This is a genomic window from Serratia sp. 2880STDY5682894 (genome assembly GCF_001537385.1).
Classification (GTDB): Bacteria; Pseudomonadota; Gammaproteobacteria; order Enterobacterales; family Enterobacteriaceae; genus Serratia; species Serratia nevei.
On record NZ_FCJA01000011.1, the window covers coordinates 44,701 to 63,808 of the forward strand.

13 protein-coding genes are annotated in these 19,108 nt (G+C 62.7%); 8 read left to right on the forward strand and 5 right to left on the reverse strand.

Going from position 1 to position 19,108, the window contains the following annotated elements; all coding sequences use genetic code 11:
• Both pstA and AWX27_RS21105 read right to left on the reverse strand, forming a co-directional pair.
• Entirely contained in the window at positions 1-1,650 is a 1,650-nt protein-coding gene (gene pstA, locus AWX27_RS21100; RefSeq protein WP_060424845.1) for a phosphate ABC transporter permease PstA, read from the reverse strand.
• Positions 1,647-3,818 (reverse strand): ABC transporter permease subunit, encoded by a 2,172-nt coding sequence (locus tag AWX27_RS21105; protein ID WP_060424848.1) that lies wholly within the window; start codon positions 3,816-3,818, stop codon positions 1,647-1,649. Before AWX27_RS21105 ends, pstA begins: the two co-directional genes overlap by 4 nt.
• A gap of 396 nt (positions 3,819-4,214) precedes the next feature.
• On the opposite strand from AWX27_RS21105, the gene ppk1 reads away from it, so the two are divergent.
• The 6 genes from ppk1 (at position 4,215) to AWX27_RS21135 (ending at position 13,799) form a co-directional block, all read left to right on the forward strand.
• Complete coding sequence (gene ppk1 / locus AWX27_RS21110) at positions 4,215-6,278, forward strand: polyphosphate kinase 1 (RefSeq protein ID WP_048234529.1); 2,064 nt, start codon at positions 4,215-4,217, stop codon at positions 6,276-6,278.
• Positions 6,279-6,288: 10 nt separating this feature from the next.
• On the forward strand, positions 6,289-7,839 hold the full coding sequence (gene ppx, locus AWX27_RS21115) for an exopolyphosphatase (protein WP_060424850.1): 1,551 nt from the start codon (positions 6,289-6,291) through the stop codon (positions 7,837-7,839).
• A gap of 182 nt (positions 7,840-8,021) precedes the next feature.
• Positions 8,022-8,204 carry a YfgG family protein gene (locus tag AWX27_RS21120; RefSeq protein ID WP_004941600.1) on the forward strand — a complete coding sequence of 61 codons (183 nt, stop codon included), beginning with the start codon at positions 8,022-8,024 and terminating at the stop codon, positions 8,202-8,204.
• 103 nt (positions 8,205-8,307) lie between these two features.
• Positions 8,308-9,741, forward strand: coding sequence for a magnesium transporter (mgtE, locus tag AWX27_RS21125; RefSeq protein WP_015378729.1), 1,434 nt, complete (start codon positions 8,308-8,310; stop codon positions 9,739-9,741).
• A gap of 185 nt (positions 9,742-9,926) precedes the next feature.
• Entirely contained in the window at positions 9,927-13,253 is a 3,327-nt protein-coding gene (locus tag AWX27_RS21130; protein ID WP_060424852.1) for a diguanylate cyclase, read from the forward strand.
• A 192-nt stretch (positions 13,254-13,445) separates the two neighbouring features.
• Positions 13,446-13,799, forward strand: coding sequence for a DNA-binding protein (locus AWX27_RS21135; RefSeq protein WP_049200678.1), 354 nt, complete (start codon positions 13,446-13,448; stop codon positions 13,797-13,799).
• A gap of 12 nt (positions 13,800-13,811) precedes the next feature.
• On the opposite strand, the gene alkA is transcribed toward AWX27_RS21135, so the two are convergent.
• The gene (alkA, locus tag AWX27_RS21140) at positions 13,812-15,302 is read right to left on the reverse strand and encodes a DNA-3-methyladenine glycosylase 2 (RefSeq protein ID WP_060424854.1); all 1,491 of its coding nucleotides are present in this window, start codon (positions 15,300-15,302) and stop codon (positions 13,812-13,814) included.
• Positions 15,303-15,466: 164 nt separating this feature from the next.
• Here alkA and yegD point away from each other — a divergent pair, with 164 nt between their 5' ends.
• Both yegD and AWX27_RS21150 read left to right on the forward strand, forming a co-directional pair.
• On the forward strand, positions 15,467-16,819 hold the full coding sequence (gene yegD / locus AWX27_RS21145) for a molecular chaperone (RefSeq protein WP_048234531.1): 1,353 nt from the start codon (positions 15,467-15,469) through the stop codon (positions 16,817-16,819).
• Between the two features lie 51 nt (positions 16,820-16,870).
• Complete coding sequence (locus tag AWX27_RS21150) at positions 16,871-17,437, forward strand: GNAT family N-acetyltransferase (protein WP_060424856.1); 567 nt, start codon at positions 16,871-16,873, stop codon at positions 17,435-17,437.
• On the opposite strand, the gene AWX27_RS21155 is transcribed toward AWX27_RS21150, so the two are convergent.
• Together AWX27_RS21155 and AWX27_RS21160 are read right to left on the reverse strand one after the other, a co-directional pair.
• Positions 17,434-18,051 carry a pyridoxamine 5'-phosphate oxidase family protein gene (locus AWX27_RS21155; protein ID WP_060424858.1) on the reverse strand — a complete coding sequence of 206 codons (618 nt, stop codon included), beginning with the start codon at positions 18,049-18,051 and terminating at the stop codon, positions 17,434-17,436. The two genes, AWX27_RS21150 and AWX27_RS21155, sit on opposite strands and share 4 nt — an antisense overlap.
• 68 nt (positions 18,052-18,119) lie before the next feature.
• Complete coding sequence (locus tag AWX27_RS21160) at positions 18,120-19,073, reverse strand: aldo/keto reductase (RefSeq protein WP_060424861.1); 954 nt, start codon at positions 19,071-19,073, stop codon at positions 18,120-18,122.
• Between the last annotated feature and the right edge of the window lie 35 nt (positions 19,074-19,108).

Here is a 19,108-nt window from a genome sequence, read left to right on the forward strand (position 1 = left end):
TTACTGCGACCATGCTCGGTACCGCTCCCTCAACGAATGGCGGATACCCATCGCCGCCAGATTCAAACTCACCACGATCGTCACCAGCAGGAAGGCGGTGGCGAACACCAGCGGCCGCGCCGCCTCTACGCTCGGGCTCTGGAATGCCATATCGTAGATCTGGAAGCTCAAATGCATAAACTTCCGTTCCAGGTGCAGATACGGGAAAATCTCGTCCACCGGCAGCACCGGCACCGATTTCACTACCCCCACCAGCATCAGCGGCGCGGTCTCCCCGGCGGCGCGCGCCACCGCCAGAATCAGGCCGGTCATCATCGCCGGCGCCGCCATCGGCAGCACGATGCGCCACAGCGTCTCGGCCCGGCTGGCGCCCAGCGCCATCGAGCCCTGCCGCAGCGAAGTGGGAATGCGCGACAGCCCTTCCTCGGTGGCGACGATCACCACCGGCAGCGTCAGCAGCGCCAGCGTCAGCGCCGCCCACAGCACGCCGGGCGTGCCGAAGGTCGGGTTGGGCAAGGATTCAGGATAGAACAGCTGGTCGAGCGTGCCGCCTATCATATAAACGAAAAAGCCGAGGCCGAAGACGCCATAGACGATCGAGGGCACGCCGGCCAGGTTGACCACCGCAATGCGGATCACTCGCGTCAGCAGATTGTTGCCGGCATACTCGTGTAGATATACCGCCGCGATCACGCCAAACGGCATCACCACGATCGACATCAGGATCACCATCAACACCGTGCCAAAAATGGCCGGGAACACCCCGCCTTCGGTGTTCGCCTCACGCGGGCTGTCGGTGAGGAACTTCTTCACCTGCTCGCCCCAGTGCGCCAGCTTCTCGGTGGTGTTCATGGCGTTCGGGTACCAGGCATCGCGCACCTGGCTGAGCGGAATGGTCAACGTCTGGCCGTGCATGTCGCGCAGCAGCAGCGCATCGCGCTGGCGATCGCGGTTCAGCCCCGTCAGGCGTTCGGACAGCAGCTGGTATTGCCGCTGTAACTCCAGCCGCTCGGCCTTGATGGCGTCCTGCGCACGGGCGTCCAGCTTATCGTCGCGCTGCAGGCGCTTTTCCCGCAGCCGCAGCGCGTCAAACTGTTGATTGATGCGCGCCATATCGCGGAATTGAATGTCGTGCGCCTGGCGCGAGAGCGCGGCGATTTGCGGCAGCCGCTGCTGCAACGCCTGCCCCAGATTGCGGCCGGTCAGCGGTTGCCCATCCTCCAGCAGCCCCGCCAGATAGCCGTAGGCGGTACCGTGGCTGTCGCGCTCCAGCACCAGCAGGCCGCGCGGCGTGCTTTGGCTGCGGATGTCGCTGGCCAGCAGCGTGCGAAAATCCTGCCCCTCGCGCTCGCGGTTACCGACCTTGATCAGATAGCGTTCGACGCTTTGCGCCTCGCCCGGCGGCGCCACGCCCGCTTCCGTCAGCTGGCGGCGCGAAATGCTTTGCTGCTGGTACAGCTCGCCGATCACCGTCACCGGCCCGGCGCCGTTCTGATTCAGCTCAAACTGATAAACCGGGCTCGGCCAGAAATAACGCATCCCTTGCCCAGCCAGCAGCAACAGAATGCCGATCAGCGCCAACAGGCTGACGGCCACCGAACCGGCGGTCAGCCAAATCCACGGCGAGCCGCTCTTCACCCAGTTCTTCATGGTGCCTCCTGATTCGGCGTGTAGCGCTTGCGCAGCCGCAGGCGCACCGCCTCCGCCAGCGTGTTGAACACGAAGGTGAAGACAAACAGCACCAGCGCGGTCAGGAACAGCACGCGGTAATGGCTGCTGCCGGAGACCGCCTCCGGCATCTCGATGGCGATGTTGGCCGCCAGCGCCCGCAGCCCCTGGAACAGGCTGCCGTCGATAATCGGCGTATTGCCGGTGGCCATCAGCACGATCATGGTTTCCCCCACCGCGCGGCCAAAGCCGATCATCAGCGCGGAGAAAATACCGGCGCTGGCGGAAGGCAGCACCACTTTGATCACCGTCTGCCATTGGGTGGCGCCCAGTGCCAAAGAGCCCTGGCTCAGGGTGGCCGGCACGCTGAACAGCGCGTCCTCCGCCAGCGAGAAGATGATCGGCACCAGCGCGAAGCCCATCGCCACGCCCACCACCAGCGCATTGCGCTGGTCGTAATTATCCCCCAGCCAGAAATGCAGCGGCTCACCGAACAGCGCCACCTCCAGCCGCGGCCCCAGGCTGAGCGCCAGCCACACCGTCAACGCCAGCAGCGGCAACAGCAACAGCAGATCGACGCCCGGCCGGCAACGCGGCATAAAGCGATGGGTCAACGCGCCGCACAGCAGCACCGCCGCCGCCAGCAGCAGCGGCAACGCCAGCACCGCCAACAGATACTGCTCGATGATCGGCGCCAGCCAAATGCCGGCCACCAGCCCGATCACCACCGTCGGCAGCGCGCCCATCACTTCGATAGCCGGTTTGATCACCCGCCGCAGCCCCGGCGTCATAAAGTAAGCGGTATAGATGGCGCCGGCCAGCGCCAGGGGAATGGCGAACAGCATCGCGTAAGCCGCCGCCTTGAAGGTGCCGAAGATCACCGGCATCAGGCTGAATTTGGGTTGGTAACTGTCTTCGCCGGAGGTGGACTGCCAAACATAGGCCGGCTGCGGGTAGTTCTCATACCACACCTTGCCCCACAGCGAACGCCAGGTAACGTCCGGATACGGGTTGTCGAGCGCATAGCGCTGCCAGCCCTGCGCGCTCTCCAGCAGCAGGCCATCGCCGCGCGGCGCAAACGCCATCTGCTGCACCTCGGCGCCCAAACGGGTATTCAGCAGCGGCTGCGGTTGAATGGTGGAGAACAGCGAGAAGCCGCCATCGGGCCGCAGGGTGGCGAACACCCGGCGATAGGGCTCAGCCACCGTCAGCTCCTGCCCGTCGGCGCCATGGTCGAAATGCTGCACCGGCGTCAGGCGCCAGCGCTGCTCTTTTTCTACTTCGAACCACTCGCGCAGATTGCCGTCGGCGCCCTTGATCAACAGCGCGCTGCCGCCGGGCAGCGCCGTCATCTGATACGGAGCATGTTCGCCAAGGGTACGCGTTTCACGCAGCTGCAGCTGCGCGCCGTCGATCTGATAACGCGCCAGCCGGTTGCCGGTCAGCAGGTAAAGCTGGCGGCCATCCGGCGTCAGCACCAGTTGTTCTGCATCCTGTTCCAGCGGCCGCTCGCTGAACTGCGGCGGCCGGTCAGGGCTGAAACGGCCGAACACCAGCCGCCGATCGTCGGTCACCCCAGCCAGCAGATACTGCCCGCGATGGGCATCCGCCAGCGACAGCCGTTTCAGCGGCTTGCGCTGCGGATCCAGCGCCAACGGCTGCTGCCCGAGCGGGAACAACCACTGCGGCCGGCCGTTTTCCGCCGTCGCGAAATCCGCGCGCGCCACCACCAACCGGCCGTCGGCCTGCGCCAACGCAAACAGATCGCGCTCTCCGGCGGCCTGGGCAAGCAGCGCCGGTTTGGCCAGCAGCGTCTGCTGCGCCAGCGGCGCCTGGGGCTGGCCGTTCGGTGCCGGCGTCAGGCGATAAAATTGCCCCGCGCCCTGCGCGTCGATGCGGTAACCGACGCGCTGCTGCACGTCCATGCCCAGCGCCAGCACCGGGGCCGACGCCGCGATCGGCAGTGGCTGCGCCTGGCCGAGCGAGGCCGGTTTGAACAGCGGCAGCACGGCAAACAGCAAATAGACGAAGATCAGCATCAACGTCATCAGCACCATCAGCCCGCTGGCGGTTACTGCCGCCTGCACGCCGCGGTCGATGCGCCCGCGCATGCGATCTCGGGGATGTTGATTGGCCGTCGTCTGTGTCATGTGTCTCGCTGTCGCTGATGTAATCGGGCTTGCGCCGTAAGATAACCGGGCATCTTATGTCAGTTTTATGACGTTTGCATGACAAAGTTACCCACCATAACCCAGGTTTTTTACACTGCAAACAGACAATATGGCGTTGATATATTGCTGAAAAATGAACGCAAACACGCTTAATATCACCAAGAATAAGCCTGCTAACCTTCATTTCATGCTGCTCATTCCACCCCCCTGCGCCCTGCATCGGCGAAAATTTATTGCCGCCAAAAAACGCCGCGCGCCAACGCAATGGATATGTTGGACTTTCCTGTCAATCTCTCGCAATAATGATGAAGGACACTAGAGCGGCATCCGGGCGCTGCGTCCCGGATCCTATTCTAAATTTGAACTGGAGTGGCAATGGGTCAGGAAAAGCTCTACATCGAAAAAGAACTAAGCTGGTTATCCTTTAATGAACGCGTGTTGCAGGAAGCCGCAGATAAGAGCAATCCCCTGATTGAACGTATGCGTTTTCTGGGCATTTACTCCAACAACCTCGACGAGTTCTATAAAGTCCGCTTCGCCGATCTCAAACGGCGCATCCTGATCAGCGAAGAGCAAGGCTCCGCCGGCGCCTCGCGCCACCTGCTGAAAAAGATCCAGGCCAAGGTGCTGAAAACCGATCAGGAGTTCGACGGCCTGTACAACGATCTGCTGCTGGAAATGGCGCGCAATCAGATCTTCCTGATCAACGAACGCCAGGTGTCCGAGAACCAGCAAATCTGGCTGCGGCAATATTTCAAACAGCATCTGCGCCAGCACATCACGCCGATCCTGATCAACCACGACACCAACCTGGTGCAGTTCCTGAAAGACGATTACACCTATCTGGCGGTGGAGATCATTCGCGGCGCGCGCATCGACTATGCGCTGCTGGAGATCCCGTCCGACAAGGTGCCGCGCTTCGTCAATCTGCCGCCGGAAGCGCCGCGCCGCCGTAAACCGATGATCCTGCTGGACAACATTCTGCGCTACTGTCTGGACGATATCTTCAAGGGCTTCTTCGACTACGACGCGCTCAACGCCTACTCGATGAAAATGACCCGCGACGCGGAGTACGATCTGGTCACCGAAATGGAATCCAGCCTGCTGGAACTGATGTCCTCCAGCCTGAAACAGCGCCTGACCGCCGAGCCGGTGCGCTTCGTGTATCAGCGCGACATGCCGAACGAAATGGTGGAGCTGCTGCGCGGCAAGCTGGGCATCTCCAACTACGATTCGGTGATCGCCGGCGGCCGCTACCACAATTTCAAAGATTTCATCAGTTTCCCGAACGTCGGCAAGGCCAACCTGGTCAACAAGCCGCTGCCGCGCCTGCGCCACATCTGGTTCGACGGTTTCCGCAACGGCTTCGACGCCATTCGCGAAAAAGACGTGCTGCTCTACTACCCGTACCACACCTTCGAGCACGTGCTGGAGCTGCTGCGCCAGGCGTCGTTCGATCCGAGCGTGTTGGCTATCAAGATCAACATCTACCGGGTGGCGAAAGATTCGCGCATCATCGAATCGATGATCCACGCCGCGCACAACGGCAAAAAGGTCACGGTGGTGGTCGAGCTGCAGGCGCGCTTCGACGAAGAGGCCAACATTCACTGGGCGAAGCGCCTGACCGAAGCCGGCGTACACGTGATCTTCTCGGCGCCGGGCCTGAAAATCCACGCCAAACTGTTCCTGATTTCGCGCCGTGAAGGCGATGACATTGTGCGCTATGCTCATATCGGTACCGGCAACTTTAACGAAAAAACCGCGCGCATCTACACCGACTATTCGCTGTTGACCGCCGACTCACGCATCACCAACGAGGTGCGCCGGGTATTCAACTTTATCGAGAACCCCTACCGGCCGGTCACCTTCGACAACCTGATGGTGTCGCCGCAGAACTCGCGCCTGAAGCTGTATGAGCTGATCGACAACGAAATCGCCAACGCCCAGGCCGGGGAACAGGCCGGCATTATGTTGAAAATAAATAATCTGGTGGATAAAGGGCTGGTAGATCGGTTATATACCGCGTCCGGCGCCGGCGTGAAGATCCGCCTGCTGGTGCGGGGCATGTGTTCCCTGATTCCCAACCTGCCGGGGATCAGCGACAATATTCAGGTGATCAGCATCGTCGATCGCTTTTTGGAACACGATCGGGTGTACGTTTTCGACAATAAAGGTGACAAACGGGTGTATCTGTCCTCCGCCGACTGGATGACCCGCAACATAGATTACCGTATCGAAGTGGCGGTATCGCTGCTGGATCCGGCGCTGAAACAGCGCGTTCTGGACATCCTGGAGATCCTGTTCAGCGATACGGTCAAGGCCCGTTATGTGGATAAAGAACTGAGCAACCAGTACGTGCCGCGCGGCAACCGCCGCAAAGTGCGTGCCCAGGTGGCTATTTACGAGTATTTAAAAGCTCTGGAACAACCAGGACAGTAGGCCAGCAACTATGCCGCTAAAAAACACTGCAACGAACAAACCGCAGGAAATCGCCGCCATCGACCTCGGGTCGAACAGTTTCCACATGGTGATCGCCCGCGTCGTCAACGGCGCCTTACAGGTATTGGGCCGTTTAAAACAGCGGGTGCATCTCGCCGACGGATTGGACAGCAACAACGTACTCAGTGAAGAGGCGATAGAACGCGGCCTGGCCTGTCTGGCCCTGTTTGCCGAACGGCTGCAGGGCTTCCCGGCGGATAACGTCACCATCGTCGGGACGCACACCCTGCGTCAGGCGGTGAACGCCGAAGTGTTCCTCAAGCGCGCCGCCAAAGTGATCCCCTACCCGATAGAAATCATCGCCGGTCAGGAAGAAGCACGTTTGATCTTCATGGGCGTGGAGCACACTCAGCCGGAGAAAGGCCGCAAGCTGGTGATCGACATCGGCGGCGGCTCCACCGAGCTGGTGATCGGCGAAGACTTCGAGCCGCTGCTGGCGGAAAGCCGCCGCATGGGCTGCGTCAGCTTCGCCCAGCTGTTCTTCCCGGGCGGCGAGATCAGCAAAAACAACTTCCGCCGCGCGCGGCTGGCGGCGGCGCAGAAGCTGGAAACGCTGGCCTGGCAGTACCGCATTCAGGGCTGGCAGTATGCGCTGGGCGCTTCGGGCACCATCAAGGCCGCCCACGAAGTGCTGGTGGCGATGGGGGAAAAAGACGGTCTCATCACCCTGGATCGCCTGGAAATGCTCGCCGAGCAGGTGCTGCAGTTCAAAAGCTTCAGCTCGCTGAGCCTGCCGGGGCTGTCGGAAGATCGCCAATCGGTGTTCGTGCCGGGGCTGGCTATCCTGTGCGGCGTGTTTGATGCGCTGGCGATCCGCGATCTGCGCCTGTCCGATGGCGCGCTGCGCGAAGGCGTGCTGTATGAAATGGAAGGCCGTTTCCGCCACCAGGACATCCGCAGCCGCACCGCCAAGAGCCTGGCCGATCACTACAACATCGACCGCGAACAGGCCAAGCGGGTGCTGGAAACCACCGAGCTGCTCTACTCGCAGTGGATGGCGCAAAACACCAAGCTGGCGCACCCGCAGCTGGAGGCCCTGCTGAAATGGGCCGCCATGCTGCACGAGGTGGGGCTGAGCATCAACCACAGCGGCATGCATCGCCATTCGGCCTACATTCTGCAAAACTCCAACCTGCCTGGCTTCAACCAGGAACAGCAGCTGCTGCTGGCGGCGCTGGTGCGCTTCCACCGCAAGGCGATCAAGCTGGAAGAGTTGCCGCGCCTCAACCTGTTCAAGAAGAAATACTACCTGCCGCTGATCCAGCTGCTGCGTCTGAGCACCCTGCTCAACAACCAGCGTCAGTCGACCACCACGCCGGAAACGCTGCGCCTGACCACCGACGACAACCACTGGACGCTGCGCTTCCCGGCCGGCTACCTGGCGCAGAACAACCTGGTGCAGCTCGATTTCGAACGCGAGCAGGCCTACTGGAACGACGTCGTCGGCTGGAAGCTGCTGATCGACGAAGAAGGCTCGCAAGACGAACAGCGCTCCGCCTGATCCCCCCGCCCCCTGCCAGACAGGGGGTTTTTCTTTCCGCCCTCGCCCCGACAACCTAAACGAAACCCTAATGCGCCGTGCCGCACGCCGGAAAAAAATGGACAACTTTTGTCATCAGCGCCTAAAATCCGGTTACAAATTCTCGAGCGAATAACACAGGATACCGGCATACCGGGTGATATATGCGCAAGAAAACCACCGGACAGATGACGAAGATAGTGTTGTTTATCAGCTTTATCATTTTAGTCGGCCGACTGCTGTACGCCGCCGTGGTGGCGGTGCCTCATCATCAGGAAAAAAAGCAGGCCGCTGCGCAAAACGCCGCCGAAGTCAGCGCGCCGCAACAGGACGCCTCCTCTGAATAACCGCCGCGCCCCGTCCGTTTCATAAAAATGACTCCGGCACTCGCTATGCTCTATCTTTTAATGAGCCTGCGTCAGGAACGCCGAGCGCCCGTTAAGGAACACCATGTCAGCCGCAACCCATAACGTCAAAAAAGTCGCTGAACACCGCCAGCGCATTCTCACTCTGTTGTTGAACAATAAGGAATTGGTCGACGGCATTCTCGGCCGGCCAGGGGATGAGCACGCCCTCAGCCAAAGCGAACTGCTGAACCAGACGGCGGAAATCACCGGCCTGTTGGACGACATGCACGCCGCCGACCTGGCGGACCTGCTGGAAGCGCTGCCGCAGGATGAACGTATGGCGCTGTGGCGGCTGGTGGGCAACAGCAAGCGCGGCCAGACGCTGGTGGAGGTCGCCGAGCCGGTCTGGGACAGCCTGATCGAGGAAATGAGCGACAAAGACCTGCTCAAAGCGATCAAAACGCTGGACGTCGACGAACAGGCCTACCTGGCGCAATACCTGCCGCGTAACCTGATGGGCCGGTTGCTGACCTCGCTGGAGCCGGAGCAGCGCGCCCAGGTGCGCGAGATGAGCCAGTACGCCAAAGACAGCGTCGGCTGGATGATGGATTTCGAACTGGTGACGGTGCGGCCAGACGTCACGCTCGGCGCGGTGCACCGCTTTTTGCGCATGCGCAAAACCATTCCCGACGCCACCGATAAACTGTTCGTCACCGACCGCAAAAACACCCTGCTGGGCGAGCTGCCGCTGACCGCGGTGCTGCTGAACGATCCGGAGATCCCGGTGCGCGAAGTGATGGACAGCGATCCCGCCACCTTTCAGCCCGAAGACAAGGCCGATGAAGCGGCCGGCGCGTTCGAGCGTTACGACCTGATCAGCGCCCCGGTGGTTGACGCCAAAGGCAAACTGATGGGCCGCCTGACCATCGAAGAGATCGTCGACGCCGTCAACGAAGAGAGCGACACCAACCTGCGCCGCATGGGCGGTTTAAGCCCGGAAGAAGACGTGTTCGCCCCGGTCAGCAAGGCGGTCAAGACCCGCTGGGCCTGGCTGGCGATCAACCTCTGCACCGCGTTCGTCGCCTCGCGCGTGATCGGCCTGTTCGAACACACCATTTCCCAGCTGGTGGCGCTGGCGGCGCTGATGCCGATCGTCGCCGGCATCGGCGGCAACACCGGCAACCAGACCATCACCATGATCGTGCGCGCGCTGGCGCTGCACCAGATCGAAGTCGGCAACATCTCACGCCTGATGCTCAGAGAGCTGGGGGTGGCCATCATCAACGGCGTGGTGTGGGGCGGCATCATGGGCGTGATCACCTGGCTGCTGTACGGCGACGCGGCGATGGGCGGCGTGATGACGCTGGCGATGCTGCTCAACCTGCTGCTGGCGGCGCTGATGGGCGTGGTGATCCCGATGACCATGCTCAAACTGGGCCGCGATCCGGCGGTCGGCTCGAGCGTGCTCATCACCGCGCTGACCGACACCGGCGGCTTTTTCATCTTCCTCGGCCTCGCCACCCTGTTCCTGCTGTAATACGCCAAAAGCCGGCCCCGCGCCGGCTTTTTCGTCATTCTGTCGCCGGGTTTGCGTTAACGCAGCAAAGTCGGCCTTCCCGGTAGGTTTTCCTCTCGCGCTGTACTACCCTTTGCCAATAAATCGTCTTAATTCATCCACGTCATGAATCCAATCACTGACAGAGGCCATCGGTAAGGGTGTCTATGGAGATCAGCGCGCCGAACACGTTCGGCACCCACAAAGGCGTCATGCTGACGCATTCCCTGTTAGTGGCGTTGGCGACGTTTCTGCTCGCCTTGCTGAGCCTGTCGCTGTCCAGCGAAGCCCGCCACTTCACGCCGCTGTGGTTCCCGACCGCCGCCGCGATCGCCGTGCTGTACCGCCACGCCCCGCGCCACTGGGGCCTGCCGCTGCTGGCCAGCGGCCTCGGCATCGTGCTCGCCAGCTTCTTGCTGTTCGGCGTCAGCGCCACTCCCGTCAAGCTGGCCGCCATCAACCTGCTGGAAGCGGCGGTTTGCGCCCTGCTGCTGCGCCGCACGCTGCCGGCGAACGATCCGCTGAGCGATCTGGGCTGCTGGCTGCGCTTTGTGGTGTGCGCCGTGATCTTCACCCCGCTGTTCAGCGCGCTGCTGGCCGCCGGGCTCTCGCCCACGCCGGATCAAACGTTCTGGCAATCGTTCGGCATCTGGTTCATCTCCGAAGCGATAGGGGTGCTGTCGCTGGCGCCGCTCGGCCTCACCTATCACCGCCGCACCTTGGCGGCGCTGAACCCCTACCCACTGCTGCTCACGCTGATGGGCTCCCTGGCCTTCAGCTACCTGGCGCTGACCTATCTGCCGTTCCCGTTCACCTTCGTCATCCTGCCGCTGCTGTGGGCCGCCATCGCGCTGCCGCGCTTCGAAGCCTTCGCCGTCTGTTTCTGCACCCTGCTGCTGATCACGGTGCTGATCTCGCTGGGCGTGCTGCACCTGCAGGCCTCTGCACACGTCTTCGGTGAGCTTGGCCTGTACTTGCCGATGCTGCTGATCCTGATCCCGGCACACGCGATGGCGATGGTGATGCACACCTTCCGGGTGGAGAAACAGCACATCGTCGAGAGCGAAAGCCGCTTTCGCAGCGCGCTGGAGTATTCCGCCATCGGCATGGCGCTGGTGTCGCCGGAGGGCAAATGGCTGCAGGTCAATCAGGCACTGTGCAAACTGCTCGGCTATACGCCGGAAGGGCTGCACCGCCTGACGTTTCAGGCCATCACCCACCCGGACGACCTCAACGCCGATCTCAGCCAGCTGCACGATCTGCTCGACGGCCACATCAGCAGCTACACCATGGAGAAACGCTATATCCGCAGCGACGGCCAGACCGTTTGGGCGCTGTTGGCCGTCTCGCTGGTGCGCGACGCCGAAGAGCAACCGCTGTACTTCATCTCTCAGGTCGAGGACATCAGCGGCCTCAAACGCAGCGAGGCGGAGAACAACCGGCTGGTGGAGCGCATTACGCTGGCCAACCAGGTGGGCGGCGTCGGCATTTGGGAATGGGTGATGAGCCAGGAAAACTTCACCTGGGATCAGCGCATGTTCGAACTCTACGATCTCAATCCCGACCAAACGCCGACGCTGGCGCTGTGGCGCACCCTGCTGGTGCCGGAAGATCGCGAGCGTACCGATCGCGAGCTGGCCGCGCTGCTGGCCGCTCCCAAGCCTTTCGTTATGGAATTTCGCATTACCACGCGCGGCGGCAAATTGCGCCATATTCGCGGCCAGGGCAACGTGATCCTCGACGACCAGGGCCAGCCGCTGCGCATGATCGGCACCAATATCGACATGACCGAGCTCAAGATCCTCGCCGAGGCGCTGCACGAAGAAAAAGAGCGCCTGCACATCACCCTCGACGCCATCGGCGAAGGGGTGATCTCCACCGACAGCCACCTGCGCATCACCTTTATGAACCCGGTGGCCGAGCAGATGTGTGGCTGGCCGCTCGAGCTGGCGATCGGCATGCCGGTCGCCGGCGTGGTGCGCCTGACCAACGGCAAAGACGGCCCGGAAATCGAAAACCTCACGCAATACCCGCGGCAGTGGCCGGCGGATTACGCGCTGGTGCTGCACAGCCGCGACGGACGTTATTTCGACGTGCAGCAGTCGGTCTCACCGCTGAAAACCCTCGATGGCGAAACCATGGGCGCGGTGATGGTGCTGCAGGACGTCACCGCCTCGCGCGAACTGATGAAAAAACTCAGCTACAGCGCCTCGCACGACGCGCTGACCGGCCTGCCGAACCGCACCCGCTTCGAGAAGCAGCTGAAGGCGGCGATCGCCGCCGGCGGGGAACCGTCGTCGCCGCATTCGCTGGTGTTCCTCGATCTGGATCGGTTCAAAGCGGTAAACGACACCGCCGGCCACGCGGCGGGAGATGCTTTGCTGCGGGACATCGCCCAGCTGATGCGGCATCAGCTGCGCAACAGCGACTGCCTGGCTCGGCTAGGCGGCGACGAGTTCGGTTTGATCCTGTTCGACTGCCGGCTGGAGCAGGCGAAATCGCTGATGCAGCAGGTAGTCAACCAAATCAGCCAGCATCCGTTCTACTGGGAAGGGAAAATTTATCGCGTCGGCGCCAGCGCCGGCATCACGCGCATCGGCGGCGACGCCAAAAGCAGCGAACTGCTGGCCCAGGCCGACATCGCCTGCTACACCGCCAAGCACCACGGCCGCGGCCAGGTTTATCTGTACGAAACGCGGCAAAAACAGCTGCTGGAACGGCAGCATGAATTGCTGAACCCACAGGAGGTACAGACGATCATCAGCGAGGGGCAGCTGCGGCTGCTGACCCGCGCGGTCGCGCCACCGGCAACGCCGCTGTCGGCCGCGTTCCACCAGGTGAAACTACAGGTGATGGCACCAGACGATCGGCCGCTGCCGCACGAGGCGTTCATCGCCGCGGCGCAGCTGTACGGCCTGATGCCGGACATCGACCGCTGGGCGGTGACGCAGCTGCTGGTATCGTACGCCGACGACATCAAGCGCAAGGGGCTGTCGCTCGCGTTGCCGCTGGCCACCGACAGCCTGCTGAACACCGACTTCCAACGCTTCCTGACGGAAACGGTGCGCGCTTCCTCGCTGCCGCCGCGGGCACTGCTGTTCAGCGTTGATGAAGCCGTGGTGCTGGAACACGCCGCGCAGTGCCGAGCGTGTCTGCGCGAACTGCAGCAGCTGGGCTGCCGACTGATCGTCAATGGTTTTGGGCATAACATCAATGCCTTCGATGAGCTGGGCGATCAGAAGATAGACATCATTCGCATCGATGAACGCTTTATCACCAACGTGCACTGCAACCAGATGGATGAGCTGATGGTCTCGATGCTCAACGGCGCGGCGCATCGGATCAAGGCGCAAACGCTCGCCGGGCCGGCCCACCAGCCGGTGACGCTGCAGGCGCTGCGCGATGTCGGCGTCGATCTGGCAGACGGCGACCAGGTGGCGCTGGAGCAGCCGTTGGCGGTTCTGCTCAGCGACGGCTACTTCGGCATCCGCTAACGCCTTCCCTCGCCGGCGCCGTCTCACGGGCGGCGCCGCACCTCTCATCTTTCACATTATGTTAACCAATACGAGATTAGTGATATAAATAACACCTGAAGCTTAAACGATTAAGTAAGATGAAGCTCCCATGCGGACATCGACGTATCCGTTGATTTTCCTCGACATGTGATAGCTCAGGGATAAGGGACTATGGAAAAGAAATGGTTTTCCGCCAGGGAACTGATGGGGAAAGCGGGGTTGCCCTCAACCCCGCAAGGGGTCAATCTGATGGCCCGACGCGAAGGCTGGGTCAGCCGCCGCCGCAGCGGCGTGCAGGGTAAAGCGCTGGAATACCATATCGACAGCCTGCCGTTCGGCGCGCGCAGCCTGTCGGCCTTACGCGAGGCCGACCATCCGGACTACGACATCAAACGCCAGGATCCTATTCGGGTCTGGATCGAGTATTACTACCATCTGACGCCGGCCGAGCGGGAAAAGCTGCTGGCGTTCCTGATGCGCGAAGGCATGAGCCGCCTGCTGCAGCTGATCGACGCCCCGCGCTAGCCCGAATGCGCCTCACTCCTCCCCTTCCGGTGCCCAACCGTCGTTGTGCCACAGGTGCAGCGTGGCGTAAGAACGCCACGGGCGCCAACGTTCGGCATAGCGTTCTATCTGGCGCGGCGTCATGCCGGGGAAACGCTGTTTGATCAGGTAATCGCCGGCCAGGAACACGTCCGGCCACGACCAGGCGCGCATGGCGATATAGCTGGCGGTCCAGCTGCCGATGCCCGGCAGCGCGGTCAGCGCCTTGATGCCCTGTTCGATATCCAGCACGTTATCGAGCTGCAGCCGCCCTTCGCCCAGCGCGCGGGCGATCTCGATCAGCGCCGCCGCGCGCTTCAGCTGTACCCCGAGCGGGCGCAGTGCTTCGGGCTGCAGCTGCGCCACCCGTTCGGCGCTAGGAAAAACGTGGGTGATGCCCTCGTGCGGCGCCGCCAGCGGTTCTCCCCAACGTTCGGCCATCCGCCCGGCGAAGGTTGCCGCCATTTTCACGCTGACCAATTGCCCCAGCACCGCACGCGCCGCCTGCTCGAAGCTGTTTACGCAACCCGGCAAGCGCAGCCCCGGCGCATCGGCCGCCAGCGAACCCAGCGCCTCATTGATGCGATCCGGCGCGGCGTTCAAATCGAACAGCAAGCGTACGCGGCGCAGCACCTCCGTCGTCACCAAACTGAGCGCCGGCGCGATCTCTACCCTGACCCGGTTGCGCGCTTCTTCCGGCTGCACGCTGAGCCAGCCGCAATACTCCGTACCGCCCTGGCTGACTGAGATCGAACGCAGATAGCGGCGGCCCTCGACCCGCTCTACGCCCTGCACGGCGCGCGCCTGCAAGAAGTTCAGCATGCGATCCCAGTCATAGGGCGGCCGATAGCCCAGGTGGAACACCAGGCCGCTGGCGGCGGCCCGTTCACCGCGCGCGCCGCCGCTGCGCAGCGCCGACGGAATCAGGCGATAGCGCGCCTTGAACAGCTCGTTGAAACGCCGCAGGCTGCCGAAACCGGCGGCGAACGCCACCTCGCTGAGCGGCAGATCGGTATCCGCCAACAGGCGTTTGGCCTGCAGCAGCCGGTGCGACTGCGCGTAATCGATCGGCGAAGCGCCAAACTGTTCGGCGAAGATACGCCGCAGGTGGCGATCGGAAATGCCGAGCCGCGCCGCCAGCGCTTCGCAGCTGTGTTCGGACAGATAGCCCTGCTCGATGAGCTGCACCGCCACCTGTGCATAGCGGTTGCCCAGATCGATCAGCGCCAGGCCGGGCGCCAGTTCCGGCCGGCATTTAAGACAGGGGCGAAAGCCCGCCAGCTCGGCCGCCGCCGCGCTCGGATAGAAGGTGCAATTTTCCAGCTTCGGCGTGCGGGCGCTGCACACCGGGCGGCAATAAATGCCGGTGGAAGAGACGCCGACGAAAAAGCGGCCGTCGAATTTGCGGTCACGCGCGCGCAGCGCGTCGTACAACGCTTGCTGTTGGGTATTCATGGCAACGCTCGGGTTCGGTTTTTTCTGCATTATGGGGCTCGGCTGGCGCGCTGACGTGCGGAATTCGGACATTAAGTTAAGCATGCCAATGCCGCGCCCGCTAAATTTTTCGACACTCGCGCATCAGCGCATTGCCCACCGGCCCCGTCTCGGGTAAAGTCGCCCCCCTTCATTGGCATGGGGACAAAAAAGAGATGTTTATTGGATTCGACTATGGGACAGCCAACTGTTCCGTCGCGGTGATGCGCGACCACGGCCCCGAGCTGCTGACGCTGGAAAACAACGAGCCGTATCTGCCTTCGATGCTGTGCGCGCCGACCCGCGAAGCGGTGAGCGAGTGCCTGCACCGCCACTGGCAGGTACCGACCGGCAGCGAAGAAAACCAGCAGCTGCTGCGCCGCGCCATCAGTTACAACCGCGAAGAAGACATTCCGGTCGGCGGCGACAGCGTGCTGTTCGGCCTGCAGGCGCTGGCGCACTACATGGAAGATCCGGAAGAGGTGTACTTCGTGCGCTCGCCGAAGTCTTTCCTCGGCGCCAACGGCCTGAAGCCGCAGCAGATCGCCCTGTTCGAAGACCTGGTCTGCGCCATGATGTTCCACATCAAACGCCAGGCGGAAAACGTGCTGCAGGCCGGTATCGATCAAGCGGTGATCGGCCGACCAATCAACTTCCAGGGCATCGGCGGCGAAGAGGCCAACCGGCAGGCGCAGGGCATTTTGCAGCGCGCCGCCGAACGCGCCGGTTTCAAAGAGATTGAATTCCAGTTCGAGCCGGTGGCGGCAGGGCTGGACTTCGAGGCGACGCTGAGCGAAGAGCAAACCGTGCTGGTGGTGGACATCGGCGGCGGCACCACCGACTGCTCGGTGCTGCTGATGGGCCCGCAGTGGCGCGACCGCGCCGATCGTCAGCAGAGCCTGCTGGGCCACAGCGGCTGCCGGGTCGGCGGTAACGATCTGGACATCATGTTGGCCTTCAAACAGCTGATGCCGCTGTTCGGCCTGGGCGGCGAAACCGGGAAAGGCATTGCCCTGCCGGCGCTGCCTTACTGGAACGCGGTGGCGACCAACGACGTACCGGCGCAAAACGACTTCTACAGCGCCGCCAATGGCCGCGTGCTGCGCGATCTGATCCTCGACGCGGCGGAGCCGGAAAAGGTCAAACGCCTGCTGAAAGTGTACCAACAGCGCCTGAGCTACCGGCTGGTGCGCGCGGCCGAAGAGAGTAAGATAGCCCTGTCAGGCCAAACCGCCATCAGCGCGCCGCTCAGCTTCGTCCAGGCCGATCTGGCGGAAAGCATCAGCCAGGATCAGCTCGCCGACGCCATCTCACAGCCGTTGATGCGCATCCAGGAGCAGGTCAGCGCCGCGTTGGCCAGCAGCCAGACCGCGCCGCAGGTGATCTACCTGACCGGCGGCAGCGCGCGTTCGCCGCTGCTGCGCGCCGCGCTGCAACAGCAGCTGCCGGGCATTCCGATCGTCGGCGGCAACGACTTCGGCTCGGTCACCGCCGGGCTGGCGCGCTGGGCGCAAACGCTGTTCCGTTGACTGCCCAAGGGCGCGGCTCGCCGCGCCCTTGCTCATTGGAGGCTATGCATCATGTCCACCATCCTTACCCTCGACAGCGACAGACTGCGGCTGCGCCCCTGGCGCGACGACGATCTGCCGGCCTTCGCCGCGCTTAACGCCGATCCGCAGGTGATGCGCTATTTCCCGGCGACGATGACGGCCGAAGAAAGCCACGCGCAGGCCGAACGCATCCGCGCCTTCATGCAGCAACATGGCTGGGGGCTATGGGCGGTGGAAGTGAAAGGCGGCGCGCCCTTTATCGGTTTTGTCGGGCTGGCGCGGCCGGGCGACGACCTGCCTTGCTCCCCCTGCGTGGAGATCGGATGGCGGCTGGCGGCGGCCCACTGGGGCAACGGCTACGCCGCTGAAGCGGCACGCACTGCGCTGGCGTGTGCCTTCGACACGCTGCACTTGCCGGAAGTGGTGTCCTTCACCGCCGAAGATAACCAGCCGTCACGCCGGGTGATGGCGCGCATCGGCATGCACTTTGACGGCGAAACCTTCCTGCACCCGCGCCTGCCGGCGGGGCACCCGCTGCAAAAACATGTCTTGTACCGGCTGAACCGGCAAACGTGGCGCGAACGCCGCGGCGATTAATACAGCGTATCCTTCAGCCGCTGCGGCAGCGCCTGGTCGTACTCCTCACCGTCGAAGCGCGTTTGGCTCACCGCGGCCAAAATATGGCCGGGGCTGGGCAGCGCCGAACGTTCGAGACGGCTGCCCTCTTCCCAAAGTCCCGAACGCAAGATCGCCCGGCTGCACTGGAAGAACACCGCCTCCACCCGAATGCGCAACACCGAACGCGGCAGCTGATTGCGGTGGGCGAAGCGCTGCAGCACCGCCGGCGCCACCACGATCTCCGCCCGCCCGTTAATCCGCAGCGTTTCGCCGATGCCAGGGATCAGCAGCAGCAGCGCCACCCGGTTGTCGTGCAGAATATTGCGCAGGCTATCGATGCGGTTATTGCCGCGCCGATCCGGCAGCAGCAGGGTTTTCTCGTCTTCGATGTGGAGAAAACCGGCCGGATCGCCGCGCGGCGAGACATCCATGCCGTCCGGCCCGACCGTCGAGAGGGCGGCAAACGGCGCCGCCTCGATAAACGGGCGGTACGCCGGGTGGATATAGCTGACTTCTTTAAAAACCGAGGGGGCGCCGGGTTTGCCGTACAGCTGTTCCAGCGTCGCGAGGTCGTTGATGGTATCACCAGACATTGCGGTTTCCTGAATGGGCCATGTTGACCCCTTCAGCATAGAGCAAAATCGCCGCCGGGTAACGCGCCTTACCCGGCGCTGGCGTGGTTCAGCGCCTGGATGTCGTCCGCATCCAGCGTCAGGTGCGTGGCGCTGACCAACTCATCCAGCTGCGGCAACGAGGTGGCGCTGACGATCGGCGCGGTGATGCTCGGGCGCGCAATCAGCCAGGCCAGCGAGACCTGCGCCGGGGAGGTGCCGTGCTTACCAGCCACCTGATCCAGCGCCGCCAGAATGCGGAAGCCGCGCGGGTTAAGGTAGCGTTCGACGATGCGATCACCGCGCTGGCTTTTGCCTTCATCCGCTTTGCTGCGGTATTTGCCGGTCAGGAAACCGCTGGCCAGCGCGAAGAAGTTGATCACCCCGAGACCATGGCGCTGCGCCACGCCTTCCAGCTCGGCTTCATACCCTTCGCGCGCATACAGATTGTATTCCGGCTGCAGGGTTTCGTAGCGCGCCAGCCCGTTGCTTTCACTCACCCGCAGCGCTTCTTCCAGGCGATCCGCCTGATAGTTGGAGGCGCCAATCGCCCGCACCTTGCCGGCCTTGATCAGCGCATCGAACGCCGCCAGCGTCTCTTCTAACGGCGTATCGCGGTCATCGTCGTGCGATTGGTAAAGATCGATATAATCGGTTTGCAGGCGGCGCAGCGAGTCTTCCACCGCCTGCCGAATATAGCGCGGCGACAGCCCCTGTTTGCCTTCGCCCATCGGTTTGCCCACTTTGGTGGCAATGATCACCTGGTCGCGTTTGCCGCTCTTCTTGAGCCATTCGCCGATGACGGTTTCCGATTCGCCGCCCCGATTGCCCGGCGCCCAGCTGGAATAAACGTCGGCGGTGTCGATAAAGTTGAGCTGATTGTCCACCAGCGCATCCAACAGGCTGAAAGAGGTCGCTTGATCCGCCGTCCAGCCGAACACGTTGCCGCCGAAGGTCAACGCCGGCACCTGAATGCCCGAACGGCCCAGTTGTTTTTTGCTCATTGATAGAGGCTCCATGGGTTAAATAATTCGCTCGT